This is a genomic window from Pseudomonas sp. E315 (assembly GCF_055406205.1).
Genome location: NZ_JBUZPJ010000005.1, coordinates 187,178 through 202,986 on the forward strand (window position 1 = coordinate 187,178; position 15,809 = coordinate 202,986).

Below are 15,809 nucleotides of genomic sequence, written 5' to 3' on the forward strand. Positions count from 1 at the left end.
AGCGCAATCCGGGTTCGAACGCGGACGGATGCTATCGGCCTTTGGTCTAATTCCTAAACAGATATTTGTGAAATTTTTAAGATGGTTGGCTGATTCAGTGCTAAGGCAGATCAGTTCTGACTGAAATATCCATAACAGATCGCGCACGCCCGCACGTAAGAAGGGCTCAGAACTTTATAAGCTAATGCCTAAAAGTTATTTATTTACCCATTCTTAGATCATTTAACCTCGCGTTCTGCCGATATCCGGCCGCCTGCCGAGGAGCTTCATGATGAAACTGCATTCTCCCCTACGCCTTTTGGCAGCTCTGTCTCTGGCAAGTGCCAGCTTCTTTGCGCAGGCTGCCACAGATGTCACCGTGGCTTACCAAACCACCGTCGACCCGGCCAAAGTCGCTCAAGCAGACGGTGCTTACGAAAAAGCCACTGACGCCAAAATTAACTGGCGCAAATTTGATAACGGCGCAGACGTGATCGCTGCCATCGCTTCGGGTGACGTACAAATTGGCTATTTGGGCTCAAGCCCACTGACTGCCGCCATCACCCGCAAAGTGCCCGTTGAAACCTTTTTGATCGCCACCCAAATCGGCGGTGCTGAAGCGTTGGTCGCCCGTGACGGCTCGGGCATCAACACCCCGCAAGACTTGATCGGAAAAAAAATTGCGGTGCCTTTTGTGTCTACCGGCCACTACAGCCTGCTGGCTGCCTTGAAGCACTGGAACATCGAACCTTCGAAAGTGACGATTTTGAACCTCGCGCCACCGGCAATCATTGCCGCCTGGAAGCGCGGTGACATCGACGCCACCTACGTGTGGGACCCAGCCTTGGGCACCGCCAAAGAAAACGGCAAAGTGCTGATCACCTCGGGTGAGTTGAGCACCTTCGGCGCACCGACCTTTGATGCGTGGATCGTGCGCAAAGACTTCGCCGCCAAGCACCCGGAAATCGTCAAAGCCTTTGCCAAGGTTACGCTGGATGCCTACGCCGACTACCACAAAGACCCTAAAGCCTGGCTGGCCAACCAAAGCAATGTCGACAAAGTGGTGAAGCTCTCGGGCGCTAAAGCGGCGGACATCCCATTGCTGCTGCAAGGCAACGTGTATCCGCTGGCCGCCGACCAAGTGCTGCTGCTGGGCGAACCTACCACTAAAGCTCTGGCAGATACCGCCACCTTCCTTAAAGAGCAAGGCAAGGTCGACGCCGTGCTGCCCGACTACGCGCCGTCGGTGAACGCCAGCTTTATCACTCAATAATATTTGCCTGCCGAGGAGTCGACTGACATGGCCTTGTTATCACTGGAGCGCATCAGCGCACAGTACCCAGGCGCTGCCGAGCCGGTACTGTCGGACATTTCCGTCAACCTCGGCCCTCAGCAGCTGCTGGTTGCACTCGGCCCCTCAGGCAGTGGCAAAACATCTCTGCTGAACCTGATAGCCGGTTTTGTAGAGCCCAGCGCCGGGCGTATCACCCTCGATGGCGCGCCCGTGCATGGCCCCAGTGCTGAGCGCGGCGTGGTGTTTCAGGATGACGTGCTGTTGCCGTGGCAAGACGTGCTGGCAAACGTTGCATTCGGCCTGGAACTGGCCGGTGTTGCACGCAACAAACGTGAAGCCCGCGCCCGCGAAATGCTGGCGCTGGTGGATTTATCAGGCTTTGAAAAGCGCCGTGTATGGGAGCTGTCTGGCGGACAAAAGCAGCGCGTGGGCCTGGCCCGCGCCTTGGCCGCTGACCCACGCGTTTTGTTGATGGATGAACCCTTCGGCGCACTCGATGCGTTCACCCGCGAGCAGATGCAAGAGTTGCTGCTGCAAGTGTGCAAACGCACTGCAAAACCCGTGTTCTTGATTACTCACGACATTGAGGAAGCGGTGTTTTTGGCCACCGATTTAATTCTGCTGGCACCTAACCCAGGACGCATTGTTGAACGCCTGACGCTGGACTTCGGCCAGCGTTACAGCGCTGGCGAATCTGCCCGCTCGATCAAGTCCGACCCCCGTTTTATCGAAACCCGCGAGCACGTACTTGAGCGTGTTTTTTCACAACGCGGTGCCGCTCAGCGGCAGGAGCACGCATGAGCAGTTATGAAATTGCAGCAACAGCAGCGCCTGCTGCCACACCACACACCCCGCGCCCGATTCGGCGCAGTCTAAGCACCCGCTGGATTAGCGTGCTGACCCTCATCACGTTGCTCGCCGCCTGGTGGGCCGTGACGGCGGCGCAGTTAATTGAGCCACTGTTTTTACCACCACCATCGGCCGTGCTGGAAAAAGGCTGGCTGCTGGTCACCAAAGGTTACATGGACTCCACCTTGTGGCAGCACTTGGGCGCGAGCTTGAGCCGCATTGGTTTGGGCCTGGGCTTTGCGATTTTGACCGCCGTGCCGGTCGGCATTGCCATTGGTCACAACCGCATTGCGCGTGGGATTTTCGACCCGCTGATTGAGTTTTATCGCCCGATTCCGCCCTTGGCCTATTTGCCGCTGATTGTGATCTGGTGCGGCATTGGCGAGCTGTCGAAGGTGCTGCTGATTTATCTGGCGATTTTCGCCCCGATCGCCATTGCCACAGCAACCGGTGTGCGCACCGTAGACCCGGCCAAAGTGCGCGCTGCTCAGTCATTGGGGGCTACGCGCTGGCAGTTGATTCGCTACGTGATCTTGCCCAGCGCGCTGCCCGATATCTTGACCGGTGTGCGCATTGGTTTGGGCGTGGGTTGGTCGACGCTGGTGGCTGCCGAGCTGATCGCCGCCACCAGTGGGCTGGGCTTCATGGTGCAATCGGCCGCACAGTTCTTGGTCACCGATGTGGTGGTACTGGGGATTTTGGTGATTGCCGTGATCGCCTTCGCTATGGAAATGGGCCTGCGCGCCCTGCAACGCAAGCTGGTGCCGTGGCACGGCCAGGCTCACTAATATCCAAATTGCACCCGACGCTGACTCGACAGCGCGCTGAATAAGAGATCGATCATGAGCCTGACCATTACTCCCATTAGTGCTGCCCTTGGCGCCCAGATTGACGGCATTGACCTGACCCAGCCGTTGAACACCGAGCAGCGTGATGCCATCGAGCAAGCGCTGCTCAAGCATCAGGTGATTTTCTTCAAAAAGCAGTCGATTACGCCGCAACAGCAAGCGCGTTTTGCCGCCAATTTTGGCGATCTGCACATTCACCCGATCTACCCCAATGTGCCTGAGCAGCCTGAAGTCCTGGTGCTGGACACAGCGGTCACAGACGTGCGCGATAACGCGGTGTGGCACACCGATGTCACCTTTTTAGCCACGCCTGCGATGGGCGCAGTGTTGAGCGCCAAACAGTTGCCAGCATTTGGCGGCGATACACTTTGGGCCAGCGGAATTGCCGCCTTTGAAGGTTTATCCAAGCCGCTGCAAGCGTTGTTGGATGGCTTGACGGCAACTCACGATTTCACCAAGTCCTTCCCGCTGGAGCGCTTTGGCAGCACCCCGGAAGACTTCGCACGCTGGGATCAAACCCGCAAAAACAACCCGCCGCTGTCACACCCGGTTATTCGCACACACCCGGTCAGTGGGCGTAAATCGTTGTTCGTCAACGAAGGCTTTACCACGCGCATCAACGAATTGTCGGAGCTTGAGAGCGAAGCCATTTTGAAGTTGTTGTTTGCGCACGCAACGCGCCCCGAGTACACCATTCGCTGGCGCTGGGAAGAAAACGACGTCGCGTTCTGGGACAACCGCGTGACGCAACACTACGCGGTCGATGACTATCGCCCGAACCGCCGCGTGATGCACCGCGCCACTATTTTCGGTGATGCCCCGTTTTGATCTGAAGGGTCAAACGTGTAGCTGACGCAGGGTGTGCCTGCGTTAGCTACGAGAGGCGTGTTTAGCGCACGCTGCTTTCGAAACGGCTCACACCGGGTAATTCCAGCACCAACTCATCACCGACATTGAGCGGGCCAACACCCACTGGCGTGCCCGTCATGATCACGTCACCGGGTTGCAACGAGAAGCACGCCGCCATGTGCTGAATCATCGGCACAATCGGGTTGAGCATCAGGGCGCTGTTGCCGTCCTGACGGACTTCACCATTGATCGTCAGACGAATCCCAATGTCCGTGAGGTCAGCAAAGGTGCAACTCGGTACGAATGGAGCAAGTACACATGCCCCATCGAACGATTTGGCGATTTCCCACGGTAGGCCTTTGCTTTTCAGCTCTGCCTGCTTGTCGCGCAGCGTCAGATCCAGGCCGGGCGCAAAGCCCGAAATGGCGTCCAGCACTTCTTCCACGCTCGGGTTGTTCGACAACGGCTTGCCGATCAGCACCGAAATCTCTGCTTCGTAATGCACCGAACCGCGCTCAGCCGGAATCGCAAAACCACCCTCCAGTGCAACCACACAACTGCCGGGTTTGATGAACAACAAAGGCTCAGTCGGAATCGGGTTATCTAGCTCTTTGGCGTGCTCGGCGTAGTTACGCCCAATGCACACCACTTTGCCGATAGGAAAGTGAATCCGGGTACCGTCGACATACTGGTGCTGATAGCTCATTGACCGACTCCGTTGTGTTGGATGGCGCATGTTTTTTGTAGTCGCTGCCCAAGCTGCGATGGGCCTGCACAGGCTTCAAGGAAACGAGCTGCTTGGCAAACCTTCGCAGCCTGCAGCAGCGACTACAGATGATGTGTTTAAACTGCAAAAATCTTGCCGGGGTTCATGATGCCGTTCGGGTCGAACACCGCTTTGAGCGCTTTCATGTACTCGATCTCAACCGGCGAACGGCTGTAGGTCAGGTAATCACGCTTGGTCATGCCCACGCCGTGTTCAGCCGAAATTGAGCCGTTGTACTTCTCGACGGTTTCAAACACCCACTTATTCACTGTCGCGCACTTGGCGAAGAACTCGTCTTTGCTCAGGTTTTCAGGCTTAAGGATGTTCAAGTGCAGATTGCCGTCGCCAATGTGACCGAACCACACGATTTCGAAGTCCGGGTAGTGTTCGCCGACGATGGTGTCAATTTCTTTCAAAAATGCAGGCACTTTCGACACAGTGACAGAAATGTCGTTTTTGTAAGGTGTCCAGTGCGAGATGGTTTCGGAGATGTATTCGCGTAACTTCCACAGGTTTTGCAACTGGGTTTCGCTTTGGCTCATCACACCATCGAGCACCCAACCTTGCTCCATGCAGTGTTCGAAGGTTTCCAAGGCGGCGTTTGCCACTTCTTCGGTGGTCGCTTCAAATTCGAGCAGCGCATAAAACGGGCAGTCCGACTCAAACGGAGCAGGCACGTCACCGCGATCCAGGACTTTAGTCAGCGCCTTATCCGAGAAGAACTCAAACGCCGTCAAATCCAGCTTGCTTTGGAAGGCATGTAGCACGGGCATGATCGAATCAAAGTCCGCTGTACCCAGCACCATCGCGGTCAAATTTTTCGGCGCACGGTCTAAACGCATGGTGGCTTCAACCACAAAGCCCAACGTACCTTCGGCGCCGATAAACAGCTGACGCATGTCGTAGCCGGTGGCGTTTTTGATCAGGTCTTTGTTCAGCTCAAGCACATCACCTTTGCCCGTCACGACCTTCATGCCCGCGACCCAATTACGGGTCATGCCGTAGCGAATAACCTTGATGCCGCCGGCATTGGTGCCGATATTGCCGCCAATTTGGCTGGAACCTGCCGAAGCAAAATCAACCGGGTAATACAGGCCGTTTTCTTCAGCCAGATTTTGCAGGTGTTCGGTGACGACACCCGGCTGGCAGACCACGGTGCGGTCAGTCAGGTTGATGTCCAGCACTTGATTCATATAGTCGAACGACACAACCACTTCGCCATTGGCGGCAACCGCTGCCGCTGACAAACCTGTACGTCCACCCGACGGCACTAGCGCCACTTTGTGGGTGTTGGCCCACACAACAATGGCCTGAACTTGTTCAGTGGTTTTCGGGAACACAATGGCCACTGGAGCCGGGGCGAAATGCTTGGTCCAATCCTTGCCATAAGCATTAAGGGAGTCAGCATCGGTCAGGACCTTGCCAGGCTCTACCAGGGTCTTTAGCTCATCAATCAAGGCAGGATGGGTCATCAACAGAACTCTCGAACAATTCATGGTCATCCTGAGAACGCTTCACGTCGCAGGAATGGGTGTTTAGCGGGGCGCTTATGCTAGCATACGGGCCCCCCGTAGAATCGAGCCGTAGGACGATTCTCGGTGCCGGTCTTCACGCCGGCCAGGTCAGCTCAGGCTGTCCACTTCCCTGCCATTTTTCTCTGGGACACAGGTTTACGCAGATGAGCAAGACTTCTCTCGATAAGAGCAAGATCAAGTTCCTTCTTCTAGAAGGCGTCCACCAATCCGCTGTTGATGTTCTCAAATCTGCCGGTTACACCAGCATTGAGTACATCACCAGTTCCTTGCCTGAAGCCCAGCTTAAGGAAAAGATCGCCGATGCCCACTTTATCGGCATCCGTTCTCGTACCCAGCTGACCGAAGAAGTGTTCGACTGCGCCAAGAAACTGGTTGCCGTTGGTTGTTTCTGCATCGGTACCAACCAGGTCGACCTCAACGCTGCTCGCGAACGCGGTATCGCTGTTTTCAACGCCCCTTACTCCAACACCCGTTCGGTGGCTGAGTTGGTGTTGGCTGAAGCGATCCTGTTGTTGCGTGGCATTCCTGAGAAGAACGCTTCCTGCCACCGTGGTGGCTGGATCAAAAGCGCGGCCAACTCCTTCGAAATCCGCGGCAAAAAGCTGGGTATCGTGGGTTACGGTTCGATCGGTACTCAGCTGTCGGTCTTGGCTGAAGGTTTGGGCATGCAGGTGTTCTTCTATGACACCGTGACCAAACTGCCATTGGGCAACGCGACTCAGGTCGGCAACCTGCACGAACTGTTGGGCATGTCCGACATCGTGACGCTGCACGTTCCTGAAACCGCTGCAACTCAGTGGATGATCGGCGAGAAAGAAATCCGCGCCATCAAAAAGGGCGGCATTCTGATCAACGCTGCTCGCGGCACCGTGGTTGAGTTGGACGCTTTGGCTGACGCGATCAAGGACAAGCACCTGATTGGCGCTGCTATCGACGTGTTCCCGGTTGAGCCTCGCTCCAACGACGACATCTTCGAAAGCCCGCTGCGCGGCCTGGACAACGTGATTCTGACCCCTCACATCGGCGGCTCTACAGCTGAAGCTCAGGCCAACATTGGTCTGGAAGTGGCAGAAAAACTGGTCAAGTACAGCGACAACGGCACGTCGGTATCGTCGGTGAACTTCCCGGAAGTAGCCCTGCCGGCTCACCCTGGCAAGCACCGCCTGTTGCACATCCACGAAAACATTCCGGGTGTGATGAGCGAGATCAACAAGGTCTTCGCCGAAAACGGTATCAACATCTCCGGCCAGTTCCTGCAAACCAACGAAAAAGTGGGTTATGTAGTGATCGACGTCGACGCAGAGTCTTCGGACCTTGCGCAAGAGAAGCTGCAAACTATCACCGGCACCATTCGTTGCCGCGTGCTGTTCTAAGTTTGAGCCGTGACTAAAAAGGGAGACCCTTGGGTCTCCCTTTTTTATTGCGAAAACGCTTACTTAACGTTAACGATGATCTTCTTCGACACGACCACTGGGTCGAATGCCATGTGGTTTTTGTCAGCCAGTTCCAGTTGCAAGGTGTGCTTGCCCGGTGTCAGCGTGACTTCGGTTTCGGTCTGCGCTTTACCGAAGTGCACGTGGTTGGCATCTGCCGGAATAACCTGACCCGCAGCCACTGGTGTATCGACGTCGATCAGCAAGTGGTGATGACCGGTGTTTGGCGTTTGGTCGCCAGCCGGCGCCAGCGCGATACCTTCAACACCGAATTTGACGGTGAAGGTTTTATCCACCGTGGCCCCATCAGCAGGGGAAATAATAGATACTTTGGCGCCTTCAGGCGCTGGAGTAGCGGCCATAGCCATAACCGAAGCGCCCATCAAGACAGAGGCCAATGCTACGCGAGACAGTAAAGCTTTCATTTTTTTTCTCCGAGTTTCACTAAATTCATAGGCTTAGGACAACTTCGAGCCAATCTGTTGTCCAACGCCGCAGGTGACCAACATAAAGCAAAGCGAACGTTAATTGCGAATCGCTTGCATCCCGATCAAAGGAGTGACCATGCGTTTTTTGCCGGGCCTGATACTTTTACTGCCATTGGTGAGCCCTTTTGCCCAAGCCGAATTGATCGACGACGTTAACGATCGAGGTGAACTGCGCATCGCCCTCGAAGCTGATACGCCGCCATTCAGCTTTAAACAAGACGGCCGTTTGACCGGTTTTGACGTCGAGCTGGGTGAGCTGCTGGCCCAGGAACTTGAAGTCCATGCCTCCCTGCTTGTCACCGACGCCAACGACCTGCTGCCAGGCGTTGAAAGCGGTAAATATGACGTTGCGATCAATCATGTGGCTTTGACTCCCGAACTTGCTGATCGGTTCGATTTTAGCCAGCCTTACGGCTACACCCGTGCGCAATTGATCGTGCGCAAAGAAGAGCAACGCCCGCTTAACTCTCTGGAAACGCTCAAGGGTCAGCTCTTAGGCGTAGCCCAAGGCAGTCAGTTTGTCGAACAAGTGCGCACCAGCGAGGCGGTTGATGTTCGTAGCTACCCGGATGCCCAGCAGCCGTTGGCGGCGGTGGCAGGCAAACAAGTAGACGCCGCCGTGAGTGATCGTTTGCTCATTCCGTTTGCTATTCGTGACAGCAACTTGCCTGTTACCGAAGGCGCGCAAATAGGCCCGATGGTCAGCTTGGCGATCCCCTTTCAAAAAGGGAACCCGGCCTTTCAGACCAGCTTGAACAAGGCGCTCGAACGCATCAAAGCAGATGGCCGACTGGCCGCCTTGTCGCAGAAATGGTTTGGGATGGATGCCACAAAACCTTAAATGCGCCTGCAACACCTGACCTGTAGGAACGAGCTTGCTCCTACAGGTCGGCAAACATCGGGTTAGTCGCGCATCGCTTTTACATCCACAGCCTTCACGTCAGAGCCTTTATTACCCCAACTGGTGCGGATGAAATTGACCACATCGGCCACTTCCTGATCCGACAGGCGCCAATCAAAACCGGGCATGGTGAAGGTCGATGGCGCTGCGTGAGTTGCAGGCAGCGTTGCGCCTTTAAGCACGATGTGAACCAGCGAAGTCGGGTCATCTGATTGCAACACCGGGTTGCCCGCCAGCGCTGGAAACACGCGGGTGTAACCATGACCGTCAGTGCGATGGCATGCCGCACAGTTGTCGATATACACCGCCGCGCCCCGCTTGCTGTCATCCCCATTCCACAACGCATCGGCAACTGCAGAATCGTATTGATGTGGCTTGTCCTCAGGGTCAACCGCAGGCAGCGCTTTCAAATAACGGGCTATCGCAGTCAAGTCAGCGTCAGACATGTACTGCATGCTGTGTACGATCACGTCACTCATGCCGCCAAATACTGCGCTGCGATCACTGCGCCCCGTTTTCAAAAACTGCACCAGTTGCTCTTCGCTCCAACTGCCCAAGCCATCTTTATGGTCGCCGCGCAGGTTCTTCGCGATCCAACCTTCCAGCGGTGCGCTGCCCGACAAGAACACGCTGCTTTGACTCGCACTCAGCGCTTTTTCCTGCATGGTCAGTGCCCGTGGCGTATGGCAAGCACCGCAGTGCCCAAGCCCCTCCACCAAATAAGCACCGCGGCTGATAACCGGGTCTTGGCCTGCGACCGGGGTGAAGTCCTCAACAGCAGGCGCGAACATCCAGCGCCACATCGCCAACGGCCAACGCATGCTCAGCGGCCACGGGATCTCGACGTCCTGATTCTCTTCAGCTACCGGTTTCACGCCTTTCATAAAGTAGGCATACAGCGCCTGCATGTCGGCCTGATTGACCCGCGCATAAGACGGATACGGCATGGCCGGGTACAACGTACTACCGTTTTTAGCGACGCCATGACGCACAGCTTTGTCGAAATCCTCAAAGCTGTAGGCACCAATCCCGGTTTTATCCGGCGTGATGTTGGTCGAATAAATCGTCCCGATCGGCGTTTCCATCGCCAGGCCGCCCGCAAACGGCTTGCCGCCCTTGGCCGTGTGGCACGCCACACAGTCACCGGCACGTGCCAGGTACTCGCCTTGCTTGATTAGTGCGAGCTGATCCGTGTCTGCGGCCACGGCCGAAACACTGCCCAACAAGGCCAAGGTCGCGATAACAATTACTTTCATGGTGATCGCTCCTTATGCCTGAACCAGCGGGCCGGGGTTTTTCAGGTACTGCTCGCGAATGGCCCGGGCCGACCAGTAGGTCAACGCAGCCACCAAGCCTGTCGGGTTGTAACCCAACCCCTGTGGGAAGGCCGAAGCACCCGGCACAAACACGTTATGTACGTCCCAGCATTGCAAGTAGCGATTGAGCGCACTGGTTTTCGGATCGGTGCCCATGATCGCGCCACCATTGAGGTGAGTGGTCTGGTAGGACGTGGTGTTGAAATGATCGCCAACTTTTTTGCCGATCACGGCAATGGCTTTAGGGTTCATTGCCTCGGCGATTTTGCCCATTTTCTCCATCATGAAACGGTTCATTTTGATGTCGTTTTCTTGCCAATCGAAGGTCATGCGCAACAACGGCTGGCCGTAGGCATCGCGATAAACCGGGTCGAGATCAAGGTAGTTGCCACGGTAGGACTGATGCGCTCCGTGGGCATCCATCGACACTTGATGCGTGTAGTAATCAGCCGTAGCACGCTTCCAGGCGCTGCCCCACGCCGGAGTACCCGGCGGGTTTGAAGTGCCTGCAATCGGGCGACTCCCGGCCTGGTTGACCCACATGGGTGAGCCGCCCACAAAGCCGTGTGGCCCGTGGTCAAAGTTGTCTGCGTTGAAATCATCAATCGCGACACCATTGCCGCCCGCGCCGATGAAGTTGTTGGTGTGCACATCCTTGTCGAAGTAGGCCTTGATGGTGCCCATGTTCTGATAAGCGAAGTTTTTACCCACAACACCTTCGCCGGTTTTGGGGTCGTATGGCTTGCCAATCCCTGACAGCAGCATCAAGCGAACGTTATGAAACTGGAATGCCCCCAGAATCACCAGATCTGCGGGTTGCTCTATTTCACGACCCAGCGCGTCAATGTAGGTCACGCCGGTGGCTTTGCTTTTAGTGCTGTCCAGATTGACCCGAATCACGTGTGCATTAGGGCGCAGCTCGAAATTGGGCAACGGCTTTAGGGCCGGCAGGATGTTTACGTTGGGCGATGCCTTGGAATACATGTAGCAAACATAGCCACTGCAAAAACCGCAGAAGTTGCACGGCCCCATCTGCGCACCGTAGGGGTTGGTGTAAGGCCCCGACGTGTTGGCCGAAGGCAGGTTGTAAGGCTTGTAACCCACATCATTGGCCGCTTTTTGAAACAGCTGTGCAGAGTAGGTATTTTTCTGCGACACCAATGGGAAATGGTCTGAGCGATCAGGCGCATAAGGGTTGCCGCCTTTTCCTTCACCGACCAACTGGCCGTTGACCGTCCAGGCCTGCCCCGAAGTCCCGAACACCTTCTCGGCGTAATCAAAAAACGGCTCCAGTTCTTCATAGCTAACGCCGAAGTCCTGAATGGTCATGTCTTGGGGAATAAAGTTTTTGCCGTAGCGCTCTTCGTAATGGCTGCGCATACGCAGTTCGATCGGATCGACTCGAAAATGCACACCCGACCAGTGCAGGCCCGCACCACCCACACCATTACCGGGCAAAAATGCACCCAACTGACGATTAGGCAAAGCCACGTCATTCACGCTATGACGGATGGTGACGGTTTCTTTCGATACATCCTGAAAGAGCTTTTTACGCACGCTGTAGGTGAGCTCGTCGATCACCTGCGGGTAGTTGCCGTCTGGGTAGGTGTCCTGCATAGGGCCGCGTTCAAGCGCTACAACATTCAAGCCCGCCTCGGTCAGCTCTTTGGCCATGATCGCGCCAGTCCAGCCGAAACCAACGATCACTGCATCCACTTTTTTCATTACGGTCGCCATGCTTAAGCCCTCTCGCCGCGAATAGACACTGCCGGGAAGGGGTACTGCTCATTGCGTTCTACCCAGTCCATGAAATCAGCGCGAGCGCCGGGAAAGCCGATCATGGTCCAACCGACCATGCCTTTGTTGCCGCCGTGGATGGGATCGCAAAAGAAGCCTTCCTTGGTGTTTTGCAGCAAAAAGCTAAAAAACATTTTGGCCGGGACGCTCTCGAATTTTGGCGTGCCTGCTTCTAGCTGTTTGAGCACTTCGTCTCGGGTAGCGCTGTCTAGCCCAGCAAATACTGAACCGTAGACCTTTTTGCACTGCTCATCCGTTTCGGCGATGCCCAAACGATAGATCTGCTTTGGCACCAGTTTGCTCTGCCAACCCATTTCGGGCGGCGCCTCAGCATTAAACGGACCTTGCATGAACCACAGCGCACCGCTGGCGTAAGGCGTGTTCATCTGACGATCGATGTACTCAGGAACACCCGCTTCAACTGCCCCCGGCCCTTGCTCGTCAGCCGGGATCAGCCGGGCCACTGCGGCGTTCAAAAAGGCCCACTCTTCGGCTGTGAAATACGTCGGCTCATAGGCCTTGCCGGGTGTGGATGTGCGCTGCACAGATTGCGGGGCAGTTTGTGCGCCAACCTCGGAGGAGGCCATCAGCACAGAACCGCCAAGGCCAGTGCTGGCAACTGTCACCACGGGAATCAGGGTCAGGGTTTTGCGCAAAAACTCACGCCGCGGGTTGTCTTGCTCAGACATGGAGGCACCTCATCAGGCAGTCACGGATTACAGCCGCTCAGTGGCGACTTTTCGTTTTGGCAGCGCAACAGGTCGTCTTCGACCTAAGAAAATAGAACACGCGGGAAACCATTAGTTACAAATTCTAACAGGCCCGCCCGACAGGTGAATCGTTTCATGCGTAAATTTGCCGCACCTGCGGCTAATTACTGACCCGCCCTCACAGATTTTTGACAAACGCCTCACGGGGTTTTGATCTGGATTCACACAAGCTAACGGCATCTTTTCTAACGATGGTCGAGCCAACATGTCGAGAAACCGGATTCTTCCTGCCCTGTGCCTGACGTTGCTTGCACTGGTTGCGCTGCCACAGGCTCAGGCGGACGAAAATACCGCGTCCCGACCTGCGCAATGGGCTCAACCGATCGCGGCGCAATACAACCTGTATCAAATGTCGCCCACCCTGTATCGCAGCGCCCTGCCAGACAGCGCTGCACTGCCCTTGCTGGAAAAGCTCCATATCAGCACGGTGATTAACTTTTTGCCTGAAGCGGATGACACCTGGCTCAAAACCTCCGGGGTCACTCAGGTTCAGTTGCCTTATCGCACTAACCACGTTGATGACGCCGATGTGCTGGCCGCTTTGCGAGCCATTCAAACAGCACAGGCTCAAGGCCCTGTGCTGATGCACTGCAAACACGGCTCAGATCGCACCGGTTTAATGTCAGCGATGTACCGCGTAGTCGTGCAGGACTGGAGCAAGGAAGACGCGCTAAAGGAAATGACCCAAGGCGGCTTTGGTGAAAACTCACACTTCAAAGATGGCGTGGACTACATGATGAAGGCTGATATTGCGCAACTGCGTACCGCCTTAAGCAGCGGTGCATGCAGCACCAGCCCGTTCGCGTCCTGCGTGGTGATGAACTGGTTCAAACCCGCCAACACATAGCGTATTGCCCGGTTGAGCGACTCAACCGGGCAAGCGCACTTACTGAAACCCGCTAGCAGTCTGGCCCGTAAAAATTTCAAGTGACTCAAGCACTGAGCACTCTGCGCCCGGCGTATAAAACGCTTCGCGGTAAGCAAGGCCTGTTTCGGGGTTAAACACACTATTTTCCTCAAACTTTACGAACACTTGCTCCGCCAACGCCTCAGACCATTCATAGCCGAAATAACCCGCATCGTAGCCGGCCACCATGTAATCAAAGGTGTTGGCAAAGCGATCGTTTTCGATCAAAGGTAAAGGCTGCACGGCATTCTTGGAGCTGAGCAACACCTCGTGCACACTGCGACCGTCTCCATAAGTTCGATGCAGCTCAAAATCGAAGAGTGCGTAGGTAAGCTCTAGCGCTTCACCCGGCCAGAACTCTATCTTGCGGGCCGCCAGCACTTGATCCACCTGTTCGGCGCTCAAGCGGGTGTCTGTTTCAAAGTGCCTGGCCAGCCAAATCAAGGCTTCCTTGGACCAGCACCATTGCTCGGCGCACTTACCTGACACTTCCGTAGTATCGCGGCCCGAGCTGTCGACCCCCGAAAGCGATCCATAAGGGCTGCGCGTGAGCAGTTGCTTCAGACAATGGCCAACTTCGTGAAACAGCATGCTCATTTGCATATGGCTTAGCAGCGAAGGTGAACCCTCAACTTCAGGGGTAAAGTTGCCATGAAAAATAGCAATCGGCGTTACCAGAACACCCTCGTCAGTAATGCGTCGGTTGCGGGCGGGCTGCATCCAGCAGCCATTGGTTTTGGGCTCTCGTATGAAGGGGTCAATGAAAAAGTGACCTAATAGCTCACCACCATCCCGAACCTCAAACATCCGCACATCAGGATGCCAGGTGTCAAAAGCATGCTGCTCAACCAGATCAACCCCAAACAAGCGTTTAATGACCAAGATCAGGCCGCTCAACATTCGCGCGAAAGGAAAGTACGCGCTCAGCTCATCGGTCGAAATAGAGCTTTGCTGCTCAGCCAGCTTTTGTGCCAAAAACAGCAAATCCCAAGGTTGCATGCTCGAGTACTGCATGGACGCCGCCAAGTTGTGCAGTGCGGCCGTTTGCATGGCGAAGTGCGCTTTTTTTTGCTCAATACGACGGGATAAAAAGCTCAGCACTTGATCAGTCGACGTTGCCATTTTGTTTTGCAGGCTTAACTGGGCATGGTTTTCATACCCTAAAAGCAGCGCTTTTTGATGACGCAACAACAGCAGCTCAGTGAGTATCGGGCCATTATCGTTCTGCCCATTCGTTGGACCATGATCAGAAGCTCGCGTGTTATTGGCGGTGAACAACTCTTCACGTAACGCCCTGTTTTCACAGGCCGCCATGATGGCGCTATAAAGCGCTTGCTCTTCGAGGGTAATCAGCCATCCCTCAAGGCCGGACGCCTGTGCCCTACTTGCAAGTCGGGCCTTGATTTCGACAGACAGGCCAGCCAACTCCGCCTCATCTGTTATGTGCTTTGTCCAGGCCTTACTGGCTTGTTGGGCATTTGTAAAAAAGGTCCATTGCAGTGAACTGATCTGGCGACTAAGACGAATGAACTCTATTTTATTCGCCGGGGATAATTCATTTCCGGCCAACCGAAATTGGCGCAGTTTTTCGGCTAACAAGAACTGCTGAGCCTTATCAAAGGATGAGGCGACTTCGCTGTTTGATAACGCCTGATAGAGCAGGAACAAGTCATAATTTTGCAAAACCTGAGCCTGGTAGTTCTCAATATCACCTGCACACTGGCTCACGCTCTCGCGCCAGAGGTCGTCTCGAGGCACTTGCCCCAGCGTGGCAATCACTTCAATGATGTCGTTTAGACGAGCATCCACGTTCTCCATTGCCAGCACCAACCCCTCCCAGGACGGGGCTTGTGACTGGCTGGCAATAATGGCCGTGATTGCCTCACGGTTCTGCTCAAGAATATGGGCGACGGCCGGTTCAAGGTGCTCTGTGCGCACACTCGAATAGTTGGGCAGTTGACTGGTTTGCAGCAGCGGATTGTCGGAATTCATCAATAGGTTCCTTGAAACATGGACTTCATTAGGGTTGAGGATTAGGAAGTTCTCAGCCTATTGAGTCCGTGTTTTCAAGGGGCGT

At 55.3% G+C, this 15,809-nt stretch carries 14 protein-coding genes; 7 read left to right on the plus strand and 7 right to left on the minus strand.

Annotation, left to right across the window (positions count from 1 at the left end; all coding sequences use genetic code 11):
- The first annotated feature begins 271 nt into the window (after positions 1 to 271).
- Genes tauA through tauD form a run of 4 tightly spaced genes read left to right on the plus strand, consistent with a single transcriptional unit; the run spans position 272 to position 3,798 of the window.
- A complete protein-coding gene (tauA, locus tag ACZRJQ_RS09785) occupies positions 272 to 1,252 on the plus strand; it encodes a taurine ABC transporter substrate-binding protein (protein WP_463978157.1) in 981 nt (326 codons plus the stop codon).
- Positions 1,253 to 1,279: 27 nt separating this feature from the next.
- A complete protein-coding gene (gene tauB / locus ACZRJQ_RS09790) occupies positions 1,280 to 2,074 on the plus strand; it encodes a taurine ABC transporter ATP-binding subunit (RefSeq protein WP_463978158.1) in 795 nt (264 codons plus the stop codon).
- Complete coding sequence (gene tauC / locus ACZRJQ_RS09795; protein ID WP_463978159.1) at positions 2,071 to 2,910, plus strand: taurine ABC transporter permease TauC; 840 nt, start codon at positions 2,071 to 2,073, stop codon at positions 2,908 to 2,910. Before tauB ends, tauC begins: the two co-directional genes overlap by 4 nt.
- 54 nt (positions 2,911 to 2,964) lie before the next feature.
- Positions 2,965 to 3,798: a taurine dioxygenase gene (tauD, locus tag ACZRJQ_RS09800; protein ID WP_463978160.1), complete on the plus strand. Its 834-nt coding sequence runs from the start codon at positions 2,965 to 2,967 to the stop codon at positions 3,796 to 3,798.
- A gap of 61 nt (positions 3,799 to 3,859) precedes the next feature.
- Here tauD and ACZRJQ_RS09805 read toward each other — a convergent pair whose 3' ends face one another.
- Together ACZRJQ_RS09805 and ACZRJQ_RS09810 are read right to left on the minus strand one after the other, a co-directional pair.
- On the minus strand, positions 3,860 to 4,525 hold the full coding sequence (locus ACZRJQ_RS09805) for a fumarylacetoacetate hydrolase family protein (RefSeq protein ID WP_463978161.1): 666 nt from the start codon (positions 4,523 to 4,525) through the stop codon (positions 3,860 to 3,862).
- Positions 4,526 to 4,662: 137 nt separating this feature from the next.
- Positions 4,663 to 6,057, minus strand: coding sequence for an FAD-binding oxidoreductase (locus tag ACZRJQ_RS09810; RefSeq protein WP_463978298.1), 1,395 nt, complete (start codon positions 6,055 to 6,057; stop codon positions 4,663 to 4,665).
- A gap of 206 nt (positions 6,058 to 6,263) precedes the next feature.
- Here ACZRJQ_RS09810 and serA point away from each other — a divergent pair, with 206 nt between their 5' ends.
- Positions 6,264 to 7,493, plus strand: coding sequence for a phosphoglycerate dehydrogenase (serA, locus tag ACZRJQ_RS09815; protein WP_463978162.1), 1,230 nt, complete (start codon positions 6,264 to 6,266; stop codon positions 7,491 to 7,493).
- A gap of 59 nt (positions 7,494 to 7,552) precedes the next feature.
- Here serA and ACZRJQ_RS09820 read toward each other — a convergent pair whose 3' ends face one another.
- The gene (locus tag ACZRJQ_RS09820) at positions 7,553 to 7,978 is read right to left on the minus strand and encodes a DUF4399 domain-containing protein (protein ID WP_463978163.1); all 426 of its coding nucleotides are present in this window, start codon (positions 7,976 to 7,978) and stop codon (positions 7,553 to 7,555) included.
- Positions 7,979 to 8,117: 139 nt separating this feature from the next.
- Between ACZRJQ_RS09820 and ACZRJQ_RS09825 the strand changes: the two genes are divergently transcribed.
- Complete coding sequence (locus tag ACZRJQ_RS09825) at positions 8,118 to 8,882, plus strand: transporter substrate-binding domain-containing protein (protein WP_463978164.1); 765 nt, start codon at positions 8,118 to 8,120, stop codon at positions 8,880 to 8,882.
- A 62-nt stretch (positions 8,883 to 8,944) separates the two neighbouring features.
- Here ACZRJQ_RS09825 and ACZRJQ_RS09830 read toward each other — a convergent pair whose 3' ends face one another.
- Genes ACZRJQ_RS09830 through ACZRJQ_RS09840 form a run of 3 tightly spaced genes read right to left on the minus strand, consistent with a single transcriptional unit; the run spans position 8,945 to position 12,744 of the window.
- The gene (locus tag ACZRJQ_RS09830) at positions 8,945 to 10,198 is read right to left on the minus strand and encodes a c-type cytochrome (protein WP_463978165.1); all 1,254 of its coding nucleotides are present in this window, start codon (positions 10,196 to 10,198) and stop codon (positions 8,945 to 8,947) included.
- Positions 10,199 to 10,210: 12 nt separating this feature from the next.
- Positions 10,211 to 11,995, minus strand: coding sequence for a GMC family oxidoreductase (locus ACZRJQ_RS09835; RefSeq protein ID WP_463978166.1), 1,785 nt, complete (start codon positions 11,993 to 11,995; stop codon positions 10,211 to 10,213).
- Between the two features lie 2 nt (positions 11,996 to 11,997).
- Positions 11,998 to 12,744: a gluconate 2-dehydrogenase subunit 3 family protein gene (locus tag ACZRJQ_RS09840; RefSeq protein WP_463978167.1), complete on the minus strand. Its 747-nt coding sequence runs from the start codon at positions 12,742 to 12,744 to the stop codon at positions 11,998 to 12,000.
- A 286-nt stretch (positions 12,745 to 13,030) separates the two neighbouring features.
- On the opposite strand from ACZRJQ_RS09840, the gene ACZRJQ_RS09845 reads away from it, so the two are divergent.
- Positions 13,031 to 13,672: a dual specificity protein phosphatase family protein gene (locus ACZRJQ_RS09845; protein WP_463978168.1), complete on the plus strand. Its 642-nt coding sequence runs from the start codon at positions 13,031 to 13,033 to the stop codon at positions 13,670 to 13,672.
- A gap of 39 nt (positions 13,673 to 13,711) precedes the next feature.
- Here the strand turns inward: ACZRJQ_RS09845 and ACZRJQ_RS09850 are convergent, their stop codons facing one another.
- Complete coding sequence (locus ACZRJQ_RS09850; protein WP_463978169.1) at positions 13,712 to 15,724, minus strand: M3 family metallopeptidase; 2,013 nt, start codon at positions 15,722 to 15,724, stop codon at positions 13,712 to 13,714.
- Positions 15,725 to 15,809: the final 85 nt, after the last annotated feature.

Coding starts and splice junctions, on each gene's coding strand:
- tauA (WP_463978157.1), top strand. CDS start 272: ATGAAACTGCATTCTCCCCTACGCCTTTTGGCAGCTCTGTCTCTGGCA.
- tauB (WP_463978158.1), top strand. CDS start 1,280: ATGGCCTTGTTATCACTGGAGCGCATCAGCGCACAGTACCCAGGCGCT.
- tauC (WP_463978159.1), top strand. CDS start 2,071: ATGAGCAGTTATGAAATTGCAGCAACAGCAGCGCCTGCTGCCACACCA.
- tauD (WP_463978160.1), top strand. CDS start 2,965: ATGAGCCTGACCATTACTCCCATTAGTGCTGCCCTTGGCGCCCAGATT.
- ACZRJQ_RS09805 (WP_463978161.1), bottom strand. CDS start 4,525: ATGAGCTATCAGCACCAGTATGTCGACGGTACCCGGATTCACTTTCCT.
- ACZRJQ_RS09810 (WP_463978298.1), bottom strand. CDS start 6,057: ATGACCCATCCTGCCTTGATTGATGAGCTAAAGACCCTGGTAGAGCCT.
- serA (WP_463978162.1), top strand. CDS start 6,264: ATGAGCAAGACTTCTCTCGATAAGAGCAAGATCAAGTTCCTTCTTCTA.
- ACZRJQ_RS09820 (WP_463978163.1), bottom strand. CDS start 7,978: ATGAAAGCTTTACTGTCTCGCGTAGCATTGGCCTCTGTCTTGATGGGC.
- ACZRJQ_RS09825 (WP_463978164.1), top strand. CDS start 8,118: ATGCGTTTTTTGCCGGGCCTGATACTTTTACTGCCATTGGTGAGCCCT.
- ACZRJQ_RS09830 (WP_463978165.1), bottom strand. CDS start 10,198: ATGAAAGTAATTGTTATCGCGACCTTGGCCTTGTTGGGCAGTGTTTCG.
- ACZRJQ_RS09835 (WP_463978166.1), bottom strand. CDS start 11,995: ATGGCGACCGTAATGAAAAAAGTGGATGCAGTGATCGTTGGTTTCGGC.
- ACZRJQ_RS09840 (WP_463978167.1), bottom strand. CDS start 12,744: ATGTCTGAGCAAGACAACCCGCGGCGTGAGTTTTTGCGCAAAACCCTG.
- ACZRJQ_RS09845 (WP_463978168.1), top strand. CDS start 13,031: ATGTCGAGAAACCGGATTCTTCCTGCCCTGTGCCTGACGTTGCTTGCA.
- ACZRJQ_RS09850 (WP_463978169.1), bottom strand. CDS start 15,724: ATGAATTCCGACAATCCGCTGCTGCAAACCAGTCAACTGCCCAACTAT.